Annotated in this window: 16 protein-coding genes; 2 read left to right on the top strand and 14 right to left on the bottom strand. The window is 60.9% G+C overall.

Translation table 11 applies throughout. The features are described 5' to 3' along the window. Positions 1–38: 38 nt before the first annotated feature. From AC1DUP_RS09085 to AC1DUP_RS09030, 12 genes are all read right to left on the bottom strand, one after another. Positions 39–1430, bottom strand: coding sequence for an amidase (locus AC1DUP_RS09085; protein ID WP_477832475.1), 1392 nt, complete (start codon positions 1428–1430; stop codon positions 39–41). A gap of 36 nt (positions 1431–1466) precedes the next feature. Further along, complete coding sequence (locus tag AC1DUP_RS09080; protein ID WP_477832474.1) at positions 1467–2330, bottom strand: ABC transporter permease; 864 nt, start codon at positions 2328–2330, stop codon at positions 1467–1469. Further along, the gene (locus AC1DUP_RS09075) at positions 2330–3277 is read right to left on the bottom strand and encodes an ABC transporter permease (RefSeq protein WP_477832473.1); all 948 of its coding nucleotides are present in this window, start codon (positions 3275–3277) and stop codon (positions 2330–2332) included. Before AC1DUP_RS09075 ends, AC1DUP_RS09080 begins: the two co-directional genes overlap by 1 nt. Positions 3278–3319: 42 nt before the next feature. Continuing rightward, positions 3320–4849, bottom strand: coding sequence for an ABC transporter substrate-binding protein (locus AC1DUP_RS09070; RefSeq protein ID WP_477832472.1), 1530 nt, complete (start codon positions 4847–4849; stop codon positions 3320–3322). A 150-nt stretch (positions 4850–4999) separates the two neighbouring features. Next, positions 5000–5920: a LysR family transcriptional regulator gene (locus AC1DUP_RS09065; RefSeq protein WP_477832471.1), complete on the bottom strand. Its 921-nt coding sequence runs from the start codon at positions 5918–5920 to the stop codon at positions 5000–5002. 44 nt (positions 5921–5964) lie between these two features. Further along, positions 5965–6960 (bottom strand): P1 family peptidase, encoded by a 996-nt coding sequence (locus AC1DUP_RS09060; protein WP_477832470.1) that lies wholly within the window; start codon positions 6958–6960, stop codon positions 5965–5967. Positions 6961–7100: 140 nt separating this feature from the next. Then, positions 7101–7295, bottom strand: a complete 195-nt coding sequence (locus AC1DUP_RS09055) for a hypothetical protein (RefSeq protein WP_025669973.1) — start codon at positions 7293–7295, stop codon at positions 7101–7103. 522 nt (positions 7296–7817) lie between these two features. After that, on the bottom strand, positions 7818–10745 hold the full coding sequence (locus AC1DUP_RS09050; protein ID WP_477832469.1) for an aminotransferase: 2928 nt from the start codon (positions 10743–10745) through the stop codon (positions 7818–7820). Between the two features lie 114 nt (positions 10746–10859). Further along, on the bottom strand, positions 10860–11744 hold the full coding sequence (gene purU / locus AC1DUP_RS09045) for a formyltetrahydrofolate deformylase (RefSeq protein ID WP_113298196.1): 885 nt from the start codon (positions 11742–11744) through the stop codon (positions 10860–10862). A gap of 213 nt (positions 11745–11957) precedes the next feature. Next, positions 11958–12974: an acyltransferase family protein gene (locus AC1DUP_RS09040; RefSeq protein WP_477832468.1), complete on the bottom strand. Its 1017-nt coding sequence runs from the start codon at positions 12972–12974 to the stop codon at positions 11958–11960. 53 nt (positions 12975–13027) lie between these two features. Then, entirely contained in the window at positions 13028–14299 is a 1272-nt protein-coding gene (locus tag AC1DUP_RS09035; protein ID WP_477832467.1) for a hypothetical protein, read from the bottom strand. Between the two features lies 1 nt (position 14300). After that, positions 14301–15356, bottom strand: coding sequence for a glycoside hydrolase family 5 protein (locus tag AC1DUP_RS09030; protein WP_477832466.1), 1056 nt, complete (start codon positions 15354–15356; stop codon positions 14301–14303). A 130-nt stretch (positions 15357–15486) separates the two neighbouring features. On the opposite strand from AC1DUP_RS09030, the gene AC1DUP_RS09025 reads away from it, so the two are divergent. Next, entirely contained in the window at positions 15487–17109 is a 1623-nt protein-coding gene (locus tag AC1DUP_RS09025; RefSeq protein WP_113307246.1) for a GumC family protein, read from the top strand. 68 nt (positions 17110–17177) lie between these two features. Continuing rightward, complete coding sequence (locus AC1DUP_RS09020) at positions 17178–17504, top strand: hypothetical protein (protein ID WP_113307247.1); 327 nt, start codon at positions 17178–17180, stop codon at positions 17502–17504. Between the two features lie 54 nt (positions 17505–17558). Here the strand turns inward: AC1DUP_RS09020 and AC1DUP_RS09015 are convergent, their stop codons facing one another. After that, entirely contained in the window at positions 17559–18251 is a 693-nt protein-coding gene (locus AC1DUP_RS09015) for a metallophosphoesterase family protein (protein ID WP_477832465.1), read from the bottom strand. Beyond that, positions 18248–19225, bottom strand: a complete 978-nt coding sequence (locus AC1DUP_RS09010) for an ATP-grasp domain-containing protein (RefSeq protein ID WP_477832464.1) — start codon at positions 19223–19225, stop codon at positions 18248–18250. Before AC1DUP_RS09010 ends, AC1DUP_RS09015 begins: the two co-directional genes overlap by 4 nt. Positions 19226–19234: the final 9 nt, after the last annotated feature.

The raw sequence follows: 19234 nt of genomic DNA, 5'->3' as shown, positions 1-19234 counted from the left end.
GCACTCTTGCTGGATTGCTCTGGCGTTACCCGCCAGCGTCAGGCGATTGGCGGCTTCGGCCAGTTCTTCACGCCACCGGTCCGATCTTCGAAGGCCTTGGAAAGCCTCAGCACGCGCATGTCGTCGAAACGCGGTCCGACGATCTGCAGGCCGATCGGCATGCCGGATTGCGAGAAGCCGCAATTGATGGACGACGCCGGCTGCTCCGACATGTTCCACGGTACCGTGAAGGCGATGTGCTCGAAGGGCAGCTTCGGATCATTGGTGGGAGAGGCCCATTCGGCCGGATAGGAAACGATCGGATTGGTCGGTGACAGCACGGCATCGACGCCGGTGAAAAGCTGACCGCAGGTCTTGCGCATCTCGATTGTCTGGTTGAAGCCTTTGACCGCATCCACGCCGCTGATATCGGCGCCGCCCTTCGCCCATTCGTAGATATAGGGCAGGATGCTCTCGCGGCGTTCCTCGCTGAGCCCGGCAATATCGCCCCAGAAGCGCGAGCGCCAGAAATTGTCGAGCCCATCCAGCATGGCGCGCGTCAGCACCGGGCCAACCGGGACAATCGTCGCCCCCGCCTCCTCGAAGAGCTTCGCAGCCTCTTCGACTGATATCCTCACATCCTCATCGACCGCAAGACCGCAGCCGGCATCGAGCATCAGCCCGATTCGCATGCCGCTGAGATCGATATAGAGATCCATCCAGTCGAAATCATTCGGCGGCAGGCTGGTGCCGTCGCGCCAGTCCGGGCGGGAAAGCGTTGCCATCGAATAAGCGGCGTCCTCCACGGTGCGGGTCATCGGCCCCGCGCAGCGCCCGACATAATAGGGATCGACCGGAATACGCCCGTGGCTTGGCTTGAAGCCGAACACGCCTGTCCAGCCTGCCGGCAGGCGCACAGAGCCGCCAATATCGGTCCCGACATGCAGCGGCCCGTAGCCGGCAGCGGCTGCCGCAGAGGCGCCCGCGCTCGATCCGCCGGGGTTTTGCGTCATGTCCCAGGGATTGCGGCTCAGATGATGGAAGCTGGAAAGGCCCGACGAGAGCATGCCGTAATCGGGGCAGGTCGTCTTGGCGAAGATGATAGCACCGTCTTCCCGAATACGTGCCGCAGCAGGCGCATCCGCCTCCGCAGGTTTCAGTTCGACGGCTTTCGTGCCGAGCGGCACCGGCTGGTCCTTGGTCGCGATCAGTTCCTTCAGGGTGACCGGGATGCCGTCCAGCGCGCCAAGCGTCCTGCCCGTCATCCAGCGCTCGGTCGAGGCCTTCGCCTGCTCTCGCGCCCCTTTCGGGTCGTAGAGGTAAAGTGCGGCGATCGAGGGCTCCCAGGCCTCGATATGCTTTTCGAGGGCAAGCCAGTATTCGAGCGGCGAGAGGCTTTTATCGGCGAAGCGCCGCCTGAGCTCGCGGATGGTGAAATCGGTATCTGGCATGATCTGATCTTTCGGGCGTTTTGTCTCGGGAGGACATCAGCGGCTCGCTTCGCGCGGGTCGAAAAGGTCGCGCAGCCCGTCACCCAGCATGTTGAAGCCGAAGACGGTAAGCGCAATGGCAAGGCCGGGCAGGATCGCCAGCCAGGGGGCCAGCGAAAGGTAGGTCTGGGCGTCTGCCAGCATCCGGCCCCATGTCGGTGCGGGCGGCGCCATGCCGAGGCCGAGGAAGGAGAGGCCGGCTTCGGTCAGGATCGCAAGGCCAAGCTGGATCGCAGCATGCACGATGATCTGGCTCATGATGTTAGGCAGCACATGCCGCACCGAGATCGTGAAGCGGCTGTTGCCGATCGCCTGCGCCGCCAGCACATAGTCGCGGCTCCAGGCCTGCAGCGAGGTGGCGAGCGTCACGCGCGCAAAGACGGGCACCATGAAGACAGCGATTGCCGTGATTGCGGTAAAGCGCCCTGGTCCCAGAAAGGCGCCGAGGATCATGGCGGAAAGGATCGGCGGCAGCGCGAAGATCACATCGCAGGCCCGCATCAGAAGCGTCTCATAGGGGCCGCGGATCGCAGCCGCGGAAATGCCGGCGATCGAGCCGAGCGTCCCGCCTATGGCGACCGCGCTGACGGCGATCGACAGCGAATTCCAGCAGCCGACCATCAGCATGGAGAGCACGTCGCGACCGAACTGATCCGTCCCAAGCAGGCCAAAGGCAAGCGGCGGCTGCAGCTTGTGAATGATCTGCATCTTGGCCGGCGGCAGGGGTGTCCAGAAAAGCGACAGCAGGGCAATCGCGGTCAGAAAGCCGACGATGACGATCCCGGCGATTAGATTCTTTCGCCGGCTAAGCCTGAAGCTTCGGCGTCGCGGAATAATGGCGGAAGAGACGATGGGTGCCATCATGCCGCCTTTCGCATACGCGGGTCGATCGCGAGATAGGAGAGGTCGACAATGAAGTTCATGACGATGACGAGGGCTGCGAAGAACAGCACGACATCCTGCATGACGATGATGTCGCGCTGGGACAGGGCCTGAAAGGCAAGTCGCCCGAGCCCCGGCAGGTTGAAGACATTTTCGACCAGAACCGCACCGGCGACCAGAAAGGTGAATTGCAGCCCGAGGATGGTCAGGATCGGCACCAGTGCATTCGGCACGATGTGCCGCCAGAGTACGGTGCTGCGCGACAGCCCCTTGGCGAGCGCTGTACGGGCAAAATCCTCATGCATGGTGTCGAGCACCGCTGAGCGAGCCACGCGTGTCAGCACACCGGCTTGCGGCAGGGCCAGTGCCACGGCCGGCATCACCAACGCCTGCAATGCGGGCAGAAACCCGGACCTCCATCCTGGGAAACCGCCCGATGGCATCAGCCCGAGCGTCGTGGAAAAAAGGATGATGAGCAGCAGTGCCACCCAGAAGGCCGGCACGGCGATGCTGACCTGCGAGAAGATCGTGGCGATCGCATCGAGGATGCCGCCGCGCCGCGCCGCTGCCAGCACGCCGAGTGGCAATGCGATCAGCACCGAGAGCACGATGGCCATCAGCGCAAGCGGCAGCGTTACGGCCAGCCGCTCGAAGATCAGTCCGGCAACCGGCACGCCATAGGTATAGGACTGCCCGAGATTGCCGGAGAAGACACCGGCAAGCCATTGGCCGTAACGCAGGATGAGCGGCTGGTCGAGGCCGAGCTCATGCCGCAGCGCCGCCAGTGTCTCCGGGCTTGCCGAGGTGCCGAGCATAATCGAGGCGGGATCGCCGGGCAGCAGATCCATGACGGCGAAGATCACAAGCGAAACGACGAGAAGGGTAATGACAAGGCCGGCGAGGCGGCGGGAAAGTAGTGCGATCATATCGTCTTTGTCACCCTATCAGCCGCCGCCCGCACCCGATATTTACTCTTCCCAGGAAACGTTGCTGAGAACGTTGGAGGGGATCGACTCGTTCTCCCACAGGCCCTTAAGTTTCTTGTCCCAGACGCCGAGCTTGGGCATGACGAAAAGGTAGAGCGCCGGCACGTCCTCGGCGAGGATCTTCTGCGCTTCGCCGTAAAACTGCGCCTGTTCGGCCGGGTTGGGCGTCTCCTGCACCTTCTTCATGAGATCGTTGAAGGCGGGGTTCTTGTAGTTGAAATAGTAGGGATCGCGCGAATAGATGTCGATGTCCATAGGCTCGGCATGGGCGACGATCGTCATGTCGTAGTCGCGGCTGGTCATGACATCTTTCACCCACTTCGCCGGGAATTCCGTCGGCTCGATATTCATCGTCACGCCGATTTCGGCAAACATGGCCTGCATCACCTGCGCACTTCGTGGCGCATAGGCCATCTGCGGCGATTTGATCGTGAAGGTGAAGCCGTTGGGGTAGCCTGCTTCGGCGAGCAGTGCCTTCGCCTTTTCGACATTGTAGGGCAGTACGCCGGTCATGTCCTGATAGCCGGGATCGTTCGGCGTGTAGTGGCTGCCAATCTCGGTGCCGAGGCCGGACCAGGCGCCGTCGATCACGGTCTTCCGGTCGATCGCCATCATCAGGGCCTGACGCACGCGCTTGTCGTCGAAGGGCTTGCGGGCATTGTTCATGCCGGCCACGACCTTGAGCTCGGTATTGCCGATCTTGGTTGCCAGGCGCGCGTCACCATCGAAAGAACTCATCAGTTCCGGAGCTGCAAATTCCGGAAAGGCATCGAGGTCGCCGGATTTGAGCGCCGCTGCCTGCGCCTGCGGATCATTGATGAAGCGGAAGGTCACCTTGTCGAGCTTGGCCACCGCCTGCTTGTTCCAGTAGTCGGCATTCTTGACGAGCTCTACATGGTCGCCCTTGGCCCAGGTGGAGAATTTGAACGGTCCGGTACCAACAGGCGTCGTCTTGTCGTCGGCTGCGGACTTCGGTCCGACCATGACGGAAGCCGGCCAGCCGAGCCAGTAGATCAGGCTGCCGGTCGGGCTGGAAAGATGCAGCACCAGCGTCTCGGCATCCGGCGTATCGATCGATGCGATCGATGCGAAGAAGCGCTTCTGCGGATTGACGGAATCCTTGCCGCGGGCGCGGTCGAGAGCGAACTTGGCGGCGGCCGAATCGAAGGCCTCGCCGTCGTGGAATTTGACACCCGTCTGCAGCTTGAACGTATAGGTCAGCCCATCGGGGGAAATCTCCCAGCTCTTGGCGAGCTGCGGCTGCACCTTGCCGGTCTCGTCGATGCTAACAAGACCTTCGAAGATGTTCTGCCAGGTCACCTGGCCGATGGCGACAGGTGCGGCGATTGTCGGGTCGAGTCCGGCAGGCTCGACGCTCATGCCGAGATTGAGTGTGGTCTTGGCCGCTTCGGCAGGCGTCAGCGCCAGCATCATGATGCCCGCGGAAAGCGCAACGCCCATGGAAAGACGCCGCATGAGGCGCGCCGACGGCGCGAGCAAAACCTTGATCATCCTGTTCCCCTGTTGGTTCCGCTGCTTGGCGGATCCCTTTTGCAAGTAAAGTGACACTACGACAGTGCACACACAATGACGATTTTGTGTGCTCAGTGTAGCCGAAAAAGCTACACAGCAATTCCTGGCCTAATGCAAGTCCGTGAGGGTCTACGGCTTGCTGTCGGCCTTGCGGTTGGCGCGTTCGCGCATGAAGCGTTCGATAAAATCGAGAAGCTTCGTTGCGGCAAAGGAAAGCTGCCGATCGGGCGCCACGCATAGATCGACATGCGTGCGGATGCCGGTCTTGTCGGCAAGGGGAATGGCGCAGAGCTGCCCGGCCTCGATCTCGCGGCGAACGGTCAGCGCCGGCAGCAGCGTCACCGCCGCGTTGCTCAACACCAGTTCTTTGAGCATCTCCAGCGAACTTGTCACGAAAACCGGATCGAGGCTCAGCCCGTCCTTTTCGAAGAGCGCGTCGAAGGCCTGGCGAAAGCCGAAGGATTGATCGGGCAGAGCCAGCGCATAATCGGCCAATTCCCCAAGGGGAATATCCGGACGCGCCGCCGCCGGATGGTTCGGCGAGGTGATGAGGTCGTAGGTGATCTCCGAGCGCAGCCGCACCTTCGTGCCGGACATCGGTGGCGCAAACAGCGTCACCGCAATATCGGCCTCTGCACTGTTCACGGCTTCGATGGCGGCCCGCGCGCTCGTGATCGTCACGGCAAAGCGCAGCTTGGGATATTTCAGGCTGAATTCGGCCAGCGCAGGTGCAAGCAGATTGGCGACGGTCGCGCCGTTCGCGTAAATGTTGACACGGCCGCGCTGCAGGCCCTTCAGATCTTCGATCAGCTGCTGCACATGGTCGAGTTCGCGCAGCGTGCGCCCGGCGCGTGCTGCCAGCAATTCGCCGGCTGCCGTCAGCTTCACGCCGCGGGCGCTGCGTTCCACCAGCGGCGCGCCGAAATGGTATTCGAGATTCTCGATCTGCCGGCTGATGGCCGTCGGCGCGACATTCAGGTTTTCGGCCGCCTGGCGCATGGAGTTGGTTCGCACCAGCTCGTCGAAATACATCAGCGCCCGAATCTGCATTCACCCGTTCTCCGCCGTGAGGCAATTTTATTTAATCTAGGCGATCAGCGCCCGGCCGCATAGCGGTCGCGCCATGCCGGCAGAGCGCCCGGCACCGGAAGTGCCATCGCCTCGTAGACGCCGCGTGCGATTGCCCGCGCCATGACGATCCCGGCGAGATGACACAGTTCCATCAGGCTTGCCATGTCGTTGCGCTTATGTTTGCCGGTGGAAGCCGCAAAAACCGTATCGCCGTCGAGCGGCAGGTGGGCGGGCAACACCGCACGTGCCAGCCCGTCATGAGCGGCGATGGAAAGCCGATGTGCTTCCGCCTTGATGAGTGACGCGTCGGTGACAACCGCACCGATTGTCGTTGCCGTCGTCTTCGCGCCCTTGAGCCGCAGCCGATGATCGATGTCCTTGGGCATGCCAAATCCGCCGAATTCTCCATTCTGCTCGAAGGGTGCGGCCCAGAAATGCGGGCCTTCGCCGATCGTCGCGGTGCCGACGGCGTTGACGGCGACGATGGCTGCGATGCGATGCCCAGCGCTGCTGACGGCGCTTGCCGAGCCGAGCCCGCCCTTGAAGGTCGCGGTCGTGGCACCCGTGCCGGCACCAACAGTGCCGAGATCGAAAGCGCCCTTGCTGGCCGCTTTGACGGCTTCATATCCCATCTCGCGATAAGGCGAATGCACCCCCCAGTCCTTGTCGCCGCCGTTCAGCAGATCCATCAGGATTGCCTGCGGTACGATCGGGATCCGCACCGGGCCGACCTGGAATCCGCGTCCCATCTCCCGCAATCCGGATTGAACGCCGCCTGCCGCGTCGAGACCGAAGGCCGATCCGCCTGACAGCACGAAGGCGTCGACCGCATCGACGACCATGGAAGGGTCGAGCAATGCTGTATCGCGCCCGCCCGGCGCACCACCGAGCACGCTGCCGGAAGCGACTGCCGGTTCATCGAAGACAATGGCCGTGACGCCAGAACCAAGCGAGAGGTCGGTTGCATGGCCGACGGAGACGCCTTCGATATCGGTGAGGAGGTTGAGAAGATCGGACAAGCGCGGGCTCCTGTCTTGAATGGAAGCGCGCCGATAGGAAGTCAAATGCGTTTAAAAGACAAGACTATCAAAAAACAAGACCGGCCCGTTTTGCCGGGCCGGTCGGAAATCCTCTGATAGTATCAAAGCCGCGTTCTGCGTCAGGCATGAAGGGGCTTCGGGTGGCGGCGGGTCATCAGATCGTGAATGGCCAGTTTCACCTCGGCGGGCGAGCTGAAATGCTGCTCGTCGAGGTCATGGACATGGAATTTGACGGCGATGAATTTCAGCCGATCATCATCCGGAATGACGATCCCAACCGGGATGCCTGCATATTCGATAACTTCTTTTTTCATGCGTAGAACTCCTGCCGCGCGGATGCGCAGGCTATGGCGAATTGACTTGTCTGGTACCGTTGAAAGGGGGACGAACGTCACATTCGACAGTTCGGGCGGGAGAGGGCGCCCGGACGGTCATTGCCAAGCACAGATCGCCCAGGCAGTACGGCGAGAATTTCGAAATCAAACATGTCTCGTTCCTTGCGTTGGCGTTGCACTTGCGAGGTCCCGGAAGAGCCCGGGGCCGGTGAAAGACCATCTCTATAATCTACAAACCTAGTAGAGAATAGCGGACGGCCTATAAGAAACATATTCCGAAACGTGTCAAAATCTCGACGATCCGAAAAAATTCATTCCATCACATCTCGATTTGCAGGAACAATTCTATCACGCCTTCGTGCAATCAATGTGACGGTTCGAGACGCCTCGAAATCGCCGAGGCAGACATAGGAAGCCGATTTGATTCGGGCAATGGGGCGTTTCGTTAAAAATCGCAAAGCCTCGAAAAGACCGAATTCTTTAATGGCCGCAATTCCCTGTCTACCAGCCTTCCCGAAGCAGCTTTTCCAGCATGTCGACGAAGAAATCAGCACTTTGTTCGGTCAGGCAAAGTGGCGGTTTTATCTTCAACACGTTCAGGTGATCACCCGTCGGCTGCATGATGACGCCGAGTTCGAGCAGCCGGTTGCAGATCGCCGCCGTCTCCTCGGTCGCCGGCTCCAGCGTCACTCTGTCGCGTACGAATTCGAGGCCGAGATAAAGGCCCATACCGTGCACGGCGCCGACGATGGGGTAGCTGTCGATGAGTGCCGCCAGCCGCGCCTTGAGATGGTCGCCCACCGCGCGGGCATTGTCCTGCAGACGCTCCTCGGCCATCACGTCGAGAACCGTCATGCCGGCAACGCAACTGACCGGGCTGCCGCCGGCCGAGGAGAAGAAATAGCCTTCCTTCTCCAGTGAAGCGGCGATCTCTTTCGTCGTGATGACGGCGCCGAGCGGGTGGCCGTCGCCCATACCCTTGGCGATGGTGATGATATCGGGCACGACGCCTTGCTGCTCGAAGCCCCAGAAATAATGGCCAAGCCGCCCGTAACCCACCTGCACCTCGTCGGCGATGCAGAGACCGCCGCGCTCCCGCACTTGCCGGTAGACCTCCGTCAGATACCCGTCGGGCAGCGGAATACCGCCGGCATTGCCATAGACCGATTCCGCAATGAAGCCGGCCAGCCCTTCGTCCTTGGCGTCGATGGTCTCCAGCACTGGCATCACGGTGCCGAGATATTCCGCCGTCGATTCCGGCCCGCGGAACTGGCCGCGATAGGTGTTGGGCGAAACGACCGCGTGAACCCAGTCCGGCCGTGTCGTCAACGCCCGCGGATTGTCGGCGATCGAAGTGGATACGGCGTCGCTCGCCACCGACCAGCCGTGATAGCCCTCCAGCAGGCAAACCATGTTGCGTCGGCCGCTATGCGCCCAGGCAAGCCGCAGCGCCAGATCGTTGGCTTCCGAGCCGCTATTGACGAGGAACACGGCATCCATGCCGTCGGGCGCCAGCGATGCAAGGCTCTCGGAGAATTCCGCGACGGCGGCATAGTGGAAGCGGGAATTGGTGTTCAGCATCAGCCATTGCTGGCCGATCGCTTCCGCCATGCGCGGATGGCCATGGCCGAGGATGGTGACATTGTTGACCATGTCGAGATAGGCGCGACCTTCGATATCGAAGAGATGCTCCTTCCAGCCGCGCTCGATCTGCGGCGGGTGCTCGTAATAATTCTTCTGTGGGCTGGCGAAATGCGCCTGCCGCAGTTCGAGAAGCGCTGCCGTTTCGGGTTTCGGCGCATCGGCGCCCGGCCCGAGGAGCACCGCGGGCGAGGGGCAGAGCGCAGACCACGCCCCGGCTTGTTGCGGTGTCGCAAAGAGTGGCGGCTCGAAGCCGGCGATGCTGCAAAGCTGCAGGCGCAATCCGCCAAGCGAGGATGTTTCACCGGAGACTGTGCCGAGTTCCTGGCCGGCTGTAACCTCGCTGCCATCAGCGACTGAGAGTTCGATGCCGTCGATATGCAGCTTCATGTCGGCGCCCGTAAGCACCAGATGCTGGTCGTACCAGGTGATCCGGCCGGCATAGGGCGCGGCAACGAGGCTGCCCGCCGCAAGGCAGATATCCATGTGCAGGGCATAGATCGCCTGGGCCTTTGCATGGTGCAGGCCAGCGCGGGACAGGCGATATTCGCCGTAACGCGTCGCCGCAGTTCCCGTTTCCACTGCCGCGCGGGCAAGCAACCGCCAGTCCATGTCGGTCGCCAGCCAGTTGCCATCAGAAAAATGCGGGCTTTGCACGCCGAGATCGACATAGGTGATGGATGTGGGATCGATTTCCGGCAGGAGCGGCTGCCAGTCCGACGTATCGGCACCGGCAATATCGAGACCGGCCGCTTTCAGGATTGCCGCTTCCATCAGTTCGAACGGCACGGCCATCGCCGTATCGAAGATGCGCCGTTCGCCCTCCAGATTTCCTCTGACATAGTCGTTGTCAGGATCGATCGTGATCTGCTGCTCGCCGCTGGCGACAAGAATGACGGCGCGCGCCACGATGAGCGGCCAGAGTGCCTTCAGCTCTTCCTCCGTCAGCGGGTAGATTGCGTGATAGGCTTTCACCGCCGGCAGGATGTAAAAGGGATCGCCATCGGCCTGATGCAGCAGAGAGGCGCAGGTCACAGCAAGGTCGCCGACCAGCCAGCCGCGGATGATGTCGCCGAAATCGATCACCCCGTCGGGAACGGGTCGTCCATGCGCGTCGGGGCGGCTGACGACATTGTCGCCCGTCACGTCGTGATGAACCGCCTGAAGCCGCAGCGACGGCGCAAGCGGCTGGATGCGGCGCACAGCCATGACCATCGTCTTGGCGATCCTGTCGCGGGCGACACTGTCGGTAATGGATGAAAGCAGTTGCACGGCCACGGGGCCGGCCCGTCGCAGATCCCATTGCAGGCTGCGGTCGAGCCCGGGATGGGTAAAATCGGCAAGTGCCTCAGCCAGCCGTGCGCAGAGCGCGCCGAGTGCTGCGACCGAAGCGGGCGCCAGATAGGACCGGTGCGCCAGGCCTTCTCCTTCGAGATATTCGAGCAGCCGAACCTGATAGTCCTGCTCCCGTACGGTGACCGCGACAATCTCCCGCCCCTCGGTAGAGGCAAGCACATCGGGGACGCGGGGCGCGGCTTCCTTGGTGCGCAGATGACGGATCGCCGCGTTCTGCGCCTCAAGCTCCTCTGTCGCATAGGCGGCATGGCAGATCTTCAGCACATAGCGGCGATCGTCCGTATCGAGCCTGTAGTTACGGTCCTGCTGGCTGCCGAGTTCGGAGAGCGTGCCGGAAAGCCCGTAATGGGTGAGCAGAATATCCGCAGCTTCGGAAGCGGTCACATCGGGGCGCGGCAGCGCCATGCGGTCCACAAGCGCTTCCTCGGTCATGGCACCCCTCCGCAGCATGATTCGACTACCTAATAAAAAAGATAATCAAGCACTTGCTGACAGGCAACGGAAGATTTCAGCCGTCCGGATTTGGGTGGAGGCCGGTTGCCCGGCTCAACCCATGCGTTCGGAAGCATAGCTTCCCGGGCTGGCGGGGAAGACAATGGTGCGGTTGCCGTTGAGGAAGACGCGGCGGTGGATATGGGCGTGGATGGCGCGCGCCAGCACCTGGCTTTCGACGTCGCGGCCGATCGAGACATAGTCATCGGCGCTCTGCGCATGGGTAATGCGCGCCGTGTCCTGTTCGATGATCGGGCCTTCGTCGAGATCGGCCGTCACATAATGCGCGGTCGCGCCGATCAGCTTCACGCCACGCTCGTAGGCTTGCTTGTAGGGATTGGCACCCTTGAAGCTCGGCAGGAAGGAGTGGTGGATGTTGATGATGCGGCCTGACATCTTCTTGCACATGGCATCGGAGAGAACCTGCATATAGCGGGCAAGCACGATCAGTTCGGTGCCGGTCTGCTCGACGATGTCGAGGATCTGGGCTTCGGCATGCGGCTTGTTCTCCTTCGTCACCTTGATGTGGTGGAAGGGAATGTCGTGGTTGACCACAACCTTCTGGTATTCGAAATGGTTGGAGACGACGCCGACGATGTCGATCGGCAGCGCGCCGATCTTCCAGCGGTAGAGCAGGTCGTTGAGACAGTGGCCGAAGCGGGAGACCATCAGAAGCACCTTCAGGCGCTCGCTCCCGTCATGCACTTCCGCGTCCATGCCGAACTTCTCGTAGATCGGTTTGAAGCCTTCGCGGATCTCGGCAAGCGACACACCCTCTTCCGAAATGAAGCTGACGCGCATGAAGAACTTGCCGGTATCGAGGTCGTCGAACTGCGAACTATCGATGATGTTGCAACCCTTTTCGGCGAGATAGGTGGAAATCGCCGCTACGACGCCGCGCGTCGACTTGCAGGTTACCGTCAATACATAGTCCGTCATGTCCTCTTCCCTCTTTGCGGCGCCGGCCCGTGCTTAGTTCAAAGCCGTGGCCGCGAACAGGCCGGCAAGCTTTCATTTCTGCAATAAACTGCAAGCCGAACTTTCACGCCTGCGGCATTTGCTTTCATGGCCGCAAGCTTATGACAGGCTATGCAGGATTCCGTTCTGCCTGCGCCGTCGGAAAGCCCGTCCTCGCCTTTTGATGTGTTGAAGTCACGTGGCCGGTCGGCTGGCAACCCGGACTTTTCGGCGCGGCGTGGTGATTTCATGAATAACTGCTCCCAGAATAGAAGAGAGCACAAGGCAAAGGATCACGAAGAAAACGGGCTGCTGAAGTGCGCCGATGGGGAAATGATTGGCGATGATCCGCAGGAACGCCAGCGTGAACGCGTGTGTGATGTAGATCGCGTAGGAGGCATCACCGAGATAGTTCAGCCAGCCGACAGTTGGCAGTTTCGAAAAGTCGATGGAAACAGCGCTGTAGACGATGAAGATCGCCGGTATGCCCCAGCCGTAATAGCGGTTCTCGGGCCGCACCAGATCCTCGTTGATGAACAGGAAGGCAAAGCCGACGGCCAGCAGGACCCATGCCCAGCGCTGCGGCAACAGGATTTTCTGGCCATAGAGCCAGCCAAGCACCGCACCGGCCAGAAATTCCAGGATGATGGGTTCGCCGTAGAATGTCGTGGCCGTCGTTTCCGGCAGCAGATGGCAGACGATCAGGATGGCTAAAAAGGCGCCGAACAGGGCAGGCAGTCGATAATCCTCGCGCAGCGGCAGCAGCAAGGCGAAGACGAAATAGAAAAACATCTCATAGTTCAGTGTCCAGCCGGGAACGACAACAGGCGCGATCATCGTCGGATCGACCGGGTTGATCCACGGCAGGAAGAGCAGCGATGCCATGAGATGCGGCAGGTCGAAGGCGGTCGACTTCAGAAGTGATGGGGCGATGAGTGCCACCGTCGCTGAGAAAAGCGTCGCCAGCCAGTAGAGCGGCACGATCCGCTTGACGCGTTTACGGGCGAAGTCGGCCGGCGTCATGGCGCGGCCGCTCGTCGTCAACCACATCACGAAGCCGCTGAGCACGAAGAAGATATCGACACCCGTTTCGCCATAGACGAACGAGGTCGCGTCGATGGCGGGATTGACCTTGGCAAGCTGCAGGATCGCGTGGAAATAGACGACCATAAGCGCCGCGATAGCGCGCAGATATTGCAGCTGGACAAGCATCTGATGTCTTGCTCCCACAGGCTCTGCGGATTGCCCCTCGGCAGGCCGCTTCGTCAACTCAGTACATTTGCCGGACGATCCTGCCGGATGCGTGGCGTGTCGCGGAAACGCATGTACCCAACGACAAGCCAGAGAAGGCCGGCGATCTTCATCGAGAAGATTGCCGTCCCGCCGATCATCATATTCAGAAAAATGAAAAGAGAAAGTGAATGGGCGCAGCGCCGTTGGGCCGGGCTCGTGCCCCCCGGGAACAGGCAGACGAAAAGCCAGAAGGCGATGACGCCGAAGACCGTCGCGCCATAGACGAGATAGACATAGCCGCTATCGGCGAATTGGGCGACCTTGTCGACCGAAAGTCCGAGGACCGCCAGCGGATCGAGATCCATCAGTTTCTTCATCGTCAGATTGATGCGCCCGGTGAAATTGTCGCCGATCGCGTTGGGGTCCTTCATGTAGACAAGGAAGCCGGCACAAACGATGAGCGGCATCAGTGCCAGGTTGACGGCTTTGGGGATTTTCGGAAAGACGAAATAGCCACCGATACAGCAGATGCACAAGATCAGCATCGTGCGCGTGTCGTTGGTCGTCAGGATCAGGACTGCTGTCGCAATAGCCAGCGCCCGGTCAGTCCTCGTCAGCCGATCCCACATCGAAATCAGGTAGATCGCGATCACGCCGCAGAAATTGGCAAGCGACACCTGTTCGAGGAAGATCGACGAGGAACGATGGTCGATAAGGCCGAAGGAGAAACGACCCTCGAAGCCGAGTGCGTTCTGAAACAGGCCGGTTTTATTGTAGCTGAGCGGCAACAGTCCGCGCGTATTGGCGAAATAGTCCGAGGGATGCACGATACTGACATAGAATGGCACGCTGATGATCTCGAAGATCAGGAAAAGCAGCACCATGGCGCAGGCCACACGGAAGACCAGCTTCAGCGTCCGTTCGTTGCACCAGCCTCCAAGCCCGGTGAAGCAGAAAATGATCAGCACGTTGCGGAAATGGTCGATAAAGGCCATGCGGTTGAGCACGCTGACATAGATCGTCACGATCAGCGTGAAAAGCATGAAGAGGAAAGCCGGAAGATCCTCCTCGTAAATGCCCTTGTGCAGGATATAGAGGATCGCGCTTGCCATGATCAGGCCTTCGCTGGCAGCCACATGGGTCATCGAAAGCGGCATGATGTTGTGGTTTATGAAAGCCAGGATGCCGTTGTAGAGGACTGAAAGCAGCCCGAGTATCAGGATCGGGTAATCGAGACGTGAAGCGGTGCTGGCCGCGCCGGCCGCCCTTTCAAACCTCGCACTGGTTTCTCCGATTGCCGTCATGTCACTTCCCCGCGGGTTTGACGGCGGCACAGACGGGGGCGTGTTTCTCCACCATCTGCTCGAGAAGGCGCATCTGCGGACGCTCCGGCGCATCGCGCGGCTGCACGTTGAAAGGTTCTGTCGCCGGCCACCATTCGCCTGCTGCCCAATAGGAGAAGCCGAACCAGACGTCGCTGTTGTCGGACACGGTGGTGAGCATCGTCTTCAGCCCGTCGAGGCAATCCGCATTCGCCGAAGCACCGAATTCACCGAGAAAGCCACGCTTGCCGTTCTTCTTCAGCCAGGCGGTCACATTGGTGACGGCATCGGTCGCGGCCTTTGAACCCTCGCATGTATCGTGCGTTCCGGAAGAATCCACATCGAGATACTGGTGGAATTCATAGGCATAAAAATCGAGCGGATCGCGCACGCCGAGCATGACGGTTCCATTCGCGCCGCCGATCACATCGCTTTCCCAGCTTGCCGCCCCGCTCCAGGCCGTGCCCGGAACGAGGATGAGATTGCGGGCGCCGACCGCCCGAATGCTGCGGATTGCGGCATTGGCGGCTTTCAGCCAGTCGGTTGCGGGAATGTCGTGCGGCTCATTCATCAGTCCGAAGAGCACGCCATCCTGATTGGCAAACTCGACGGAAAGCCGCGCCCAGAAATCGGCAAAAGCCGTATTCGTCGCCGGCGGCTTGCCGACCTGTTCCTTGTCGTAATAGCCGAAATTGTGCGGATCGAGCAGCACGCTCATCCTGTGCTTGCGAACCAGTGCCACAGTATCTTTCAGCCGCTGCAGTTCGTCATCGTCAAGCCGTGCGCCAAGTGTCGGCTGCAGGCGCTCCCAGCGGAAGGGCAGACGGATGATCGTCATGCCCTTCTTGGCAAAATAACCTATCGTTTCTTCCGTCGGGTAGGTGTAGTTCGTGCCGTAGACGCCGCCGCGCTCGCCATACTCGCCGCCGGAAAGATTGACGCCGTAGTAGCAGAGCGGCCCGCTCGTCGCATGGACGGTAGACGAAATGGTCATGACGGCGGCAAGCAGCAGCCTCTGCAGCAGTCTTTTCCGTCTCATGGGCCATCCTCGTGGGTCGCGGCAGGTCGCCACGTGGCTTCGATGCCGGTATCTTAACGGTCCGTTAGCTAAGAATTTCTAAAGTCGCTCTGTCTCGGCCACGCTTTCTCGCCGGGCGGATGCGGTGTGTATGAACCAGTATGACAGGAACAGGGTAAGCCGCCTGCCTGCCTGGCGCAGTTTTGAGTCGTCTCAGCCTGCGCCTGAAGGAACCCGTGCGCGCAGCCCGATCATCCGGCCGACCGATTTCGTTCCGCCGCCGCCGCCCGAACCCGAGCCGCTCCCTGCTCGTCCGGTAGTATCGGAACGCCACGCTTCCGAGCCGGCGCCCGCGCCTTCGTCTCGCGCTATTCTCCCGGTCAGAGAAACGCCCGAACCCCCAGCCGAAGGGGCGTCAGTCGTTGCCGGACCACTTCTCGATATCAGATCCGCCGTTGGCGCCGTCTGGAGCAGGCGCCTGATCGTTGCCTGCCTTTGTTTGCTCGGTGCTGCCGCCGGCGCGGTAATCGCGCCCCGCATTCAACAGAAATTCACAGCAGTTGCCGCCCTCTATTTCGATCCGCGCCAGATCGGTCTTGCCGATAGCGGTTCGCAGAATTCGACCGTGTCGCCGGAAATGGTTTCGACGCTGATCGACAGCCAGGTCCAGATACTGACCTCAGGCAATGTGCTGCGCCGCGTAGCCAACGCCCTGAAACTCGATCAGGACCCGGAATTCACTGGCGGCAGGACGGATGACGCCGCCGTTATCGGCGCCCTTCAGAAAGCTCTGCTGATAACGCGTGAGAACAACACCTACGTCGTCTCGCTTGCGGCGACGACCCACGATCCGGAAAAGTCGGCAAAGCTCGCAAACCAGGTCGTCACCTCCTTCATGCAGGAGGAAAGCAGTGCATCGACCGGCATCTACGAGACCACGTCGTCGACACTCGACGGCCGCCTCGACGATCTGCGCCAGAAAGTGCAACAGGCGGAGCAGGCAGTGGAGACCTTCCGCGCAGACAACGACATGGCGGCGACCGAGGGCAATCTGATCTCCGACCAGCGCCTTTCATCCTTGAATACGCTGCTCGTCAACTCCCAGGAAAAGACCATTCAGGCCAAGGCCCGCGCCGATGCCGCCGCAAATCTGCGGGTCGAGGATGTCGTCGCCGGCAGCCAGGCGGATGGCGCCACGGGCACATCGCCGCTCGTCAGCCTGCGCCAGCAATATTCCGCGCAGGCGGCCGTTGTCGGCAGCCTGCAGAGCCAGATGGGTGCCCGCCACCCGCGCCTTCAGGCCGCCCGCTCTTCGCTCGGCAGTATTGGGGCGGAAATCAAGGACGAGTTGCAGCGGGTCGCGACCTCGGCAAGGGCCGACTATGAACAGGCCAAGAAGGCCGAAGACGATATCGCCAAGGAACTGGCGATCCAGAAGGCTCTTCAGGCTACGACGTCGGACAAGCAGGTGCAGCTGAACGAGCTGCAGCGCAAGGCGACCGCCGCCCGTGAACTTTACGAGGCAGTGCTCAAACGCTCCGGTGAGACCAGCGAACAGCAGAACCTCAACCAGAGCAATATCCGCGTCGTCTCCCCTGCCGAAGTTCCGGTCAAGGCGGATGGACCGAGCAAGAAAATCATCATCGTCGCGGGCATCATCGGCGGCCTGCTCGCCGGCTTTGCTGTCGGTGCCGGTTTTGCGATCCTCGCCGGCCTCTTCTCTCATCCCGTCATCAGAGGTTATTTCCGCAAGCCCACCCGCGCTTCCGCTTGATGGCGGCCTCCAATCTTCCTACATCCTGAAAGTGGGCATCGAACGGAAGATGCGTGAAAGAGGTTGTCATGCGGTTGGTTGCCGTTCTCCTGCTGTCGCTTGTTGCCGGCACTTCGGCCGCGCCCGCCTTTGCCATCGACTGGCAGAATTCCGGCAGGCAGGCCGTGCAGCCGCTTTACCCCTACAAGGATCTTCCGGGCGTGAAGGCCCAGCCGGACAAGAAGGTGGAAGAGTCCTACGCCTGCCACACCGAAACCGTGCAGATCCGCCGCCGCCACGACGAGATCTTCCGCTCCGGCGGCATGCCGACCCTGATGTATGTCTGCGAGCGGGACGGTGTGATTTCCATGGACAGCCGCGTGCCGCTGCGCGGCCATTATCAGCCGGTGCGGTAAAAGCCGGAAGCGGATACTGCTGACGGACCTAACCTGAAGTTATCTATCCAGCCGTCAGACAGCCGCTAGCGAGATCTTGTCGATCCGGCCACCGATCTGGGCTCCGATATAGAGGTTCTCGTAGCATTTCGCCGGAAAACCTGTCTGCCGCATATGAAATGCCGTCCGGTCGATGTCGTAATCGACCCGGTGCAGATCGATGACATCACCAGCGAGCGTGGCGAAGGCCGCACGCGGGTCGCCGTCGCGCGGTTGTCCGACAGCGCCCGGATTGCAGAAGCGCTTCCCGCCCAGTTTCAGCAAAGCCTGGACATGGGTGTGGCCCGCAAAGAGGATCGATGCGTCGTCCGGAAGATCAGCGGGTCCGATCTGATAGAGATATTGGTCGATAGGGTCCCGCATGCCGCCGTGGTAGAAATGGATCGGACCGTCGGCAATGAAACTCTTCGAAGTCGCCAGCCAGGAGACCTGCTGCGGCGAAATAATCGTTCTCTGATAATCGGTGATATCCGAAACCAGTTTCGAACGCGGGCATCCCTCGCCGCTGACGATGTAGTGGTCGTGGTTTCCCAGAATATTGACGATCCCGCGGGCACGCAGCAGATCGATACATTCGCCCGGCTGAGCGTAGTAACCCACGACATCGCCGAGCGATATGATCCGGCGGCAGCCGAGCGCATCGATGCGCTCCAGCACGGCCTCGAGGGCCGGCAGGTTACCGTGAATATCTGAAATGATCGCGATCATGTCACCACATAATCTTCATAGTAGCGCCAGCCGCGGCCCGGGCGGACCTCCGGTGCTGCGGGCCGCTTGGCCCAAAGAAAGAGCTCTACGGCCATGAGGGCTTCGTTGTAGCCGAAGGCGGCGCGCAAGGACGTACTGCTGGAGAACCGGGGATTGATTTCGAGAAGATAAGGGATCTCGCCATCCATGCGGAATTGATAGTTTGTCGGTCCCAATGGCTTGAAAAGACCGGCGATCGTCTCGACCGCCTTGGCCAGCACCGGATGCTCGACGACTTCGGCATATTGCGTATTGCCGGCGACGGACAGCTTGCGACGGAAGATGATCGGCGGCAGACTGGTGCCGTCGCCGAAGCCGAAGGCGCCGACGGTGAATTCAGTGTCGTCGCTGCCGATGAATTTCTGGATGAGAAAATCGTCGGTGCTTTTCCGGCTCCAATAGGCAAAGTCATGCTCGTCCCGAAGAACGGCGATGCCGCGCGATCCGTTTCCGCGCCGCGGTTTCAAAAGCAAAGGGGGCGCGCCAAGGCGATCGATCGCATCGTGCCAGTCTGCAGTAAGGCAACCAGGTATGGCCGGCAGGCCCAGGCGTTGCAGCGCTTCGCCGAAATTCCATTTGTCCTGCGCAAGTTCGATCAGATCGGGATTGTTCAGGATGACCCGAGCGTCTGTCCCTTGGGTAAGAGCCCGATTTCGGTTGAAGAACAGCACGTCCGACTCCAGCCCTGGAAATACCAGATCGACGTTTTCCCGGATCAGGAGATTTTTCCAGAAGTCGAAATAGTCGGGGCTTTCTTCGCTGCATGGCGGCTTGGCGAAGAAGTCGTCGCACCAGTAGGGACCGATACCGTGCGCATCCCGATCGACGCCGATGACCCGGACGGAGAGCCCGGATTTCCGGAGGGAGCTGGCAATTCCTTGCCCGATGATGGCGCCGACCGCAGTCACGACGACGGTGATGGGAGTTGTCTTCATGCCTGCTGC

It is taken from the genome of Rhizobium sp. 01L419 (assembly GCF_056400025.1).
Note: the sequence above shows the minus strand (reverse complement) of the source record. Positions and strands in the feature narration are given on the sequence as shown.

Bases quoted from the DNA above. Each gene is read 5' to 3' on its own strand.
- AC1DUP_RS09085 (WP_477832475.1), bottom strand. From the start codon at position 1,430: ATGCCAGATACCGATTTCACCATCCGCGAGCTCAGGCGGCGCTTCGCC.
- AC1DUP_RS09050 (WP_477832469.1), bottom strand. From the start codon at position 10,745: ATGACCGAGGAAGCGCTTGTGGACCGCATGGCGCTGCCGCGCCCCGAT.
- AC1DUP_RS09040 (WP_477832468.1), bottom strand. From the start codon at position 12,974: ATGCTTGTCCAGCTGCAATATCTGCGCGCTATCGCGGCGCTTATGGTC.
- AC1DUP_RS09055 (WP_025669973.1), bottom strand. From the start codon at position 7,295: ATGAAAAAAGAAGTTATCGAATATGCAGGCATCCCGGTTGGGATCGTC.
- AC1DUP_RS09010 (WP_477832464.1), bottom strand. From the start codon at position 19,225: ATGAAGACAACTCCCATCACCGTCGTCGTGACTGCGGTCGGCGCCATC.
- AC1DUP_RS09020 (WP_113307247.1), top strand. From the start codon at position 17,178: ATGCGGTTGGTTGCCGTTCTCCTGCTGTCGCTTGTTGCCGGCACTTCG.
- AC1DUP_RS09075 (WP_477832473.1), bottom strand. From the start codon at position 3,277: ATGATCGCACTACTTTCCCGCCGCCTCGCCGGCCTTGTCATTACCCTT.
- AC1DUP_RS09035 (WP_477832467.1), bottom strand. From the start codon at position 14,299: ATGACGGCAATCGGAGAAACCAGTGCGAGGTTTGAAAGGGCGGCCGGC.
- purU (WP_113298196.1), bottom strand. From the start codon at position 11,744: ATGACGGACTATGTATTGACGGTAACCTGCAAGTCGACGCGCGGCGTC.
- AC1DUP_RS09025 (WP_113307246.1), top strand. From the start codon at position 15,487: ATGAACCAGTATGACAGGAACAGGGTAAGCCGCCTGCCTGCCTGGCGC.
- AC1DUP_RS09030 (WP_477832466.1), bottom strand. From the start codon at position 15,356: ATGAGACGGAAAAGACTGCTGCAGAGGCTGCTGCTTGCCGCCGTCATG.
- AC1DUP_RS09065 (WP_477832471.1), bottom strand. From the start codon at position 5,920: ATGCAGATTCGGGCGCTGATGTATTTCGACGAGCTGGTGCGAACCAAC.
- AC1DUP_RS09015 (WP_477832465.1), bottom strand. From the start codon at position 18,251: ATGATCGCGATCATTTCAGATATTCACGGTAACCTGCCGGCCCTCGAG.
- AC1DUP_RS09070 (WP_477832472.1), bottom strand. From the start codon at position 4,849: ATGATCAAGGTTTTGCTCGCGCCGTCGGCGCGCCTCATGCGGCGTCTT.
- AC1DUP_RS09080 (WP_477832474.1), bottom strand. From the start codon at position 2,330: ATGGCACCCATCGTCTCTTCCGCCATTATTCCGCGACGCCGAAGCTTC.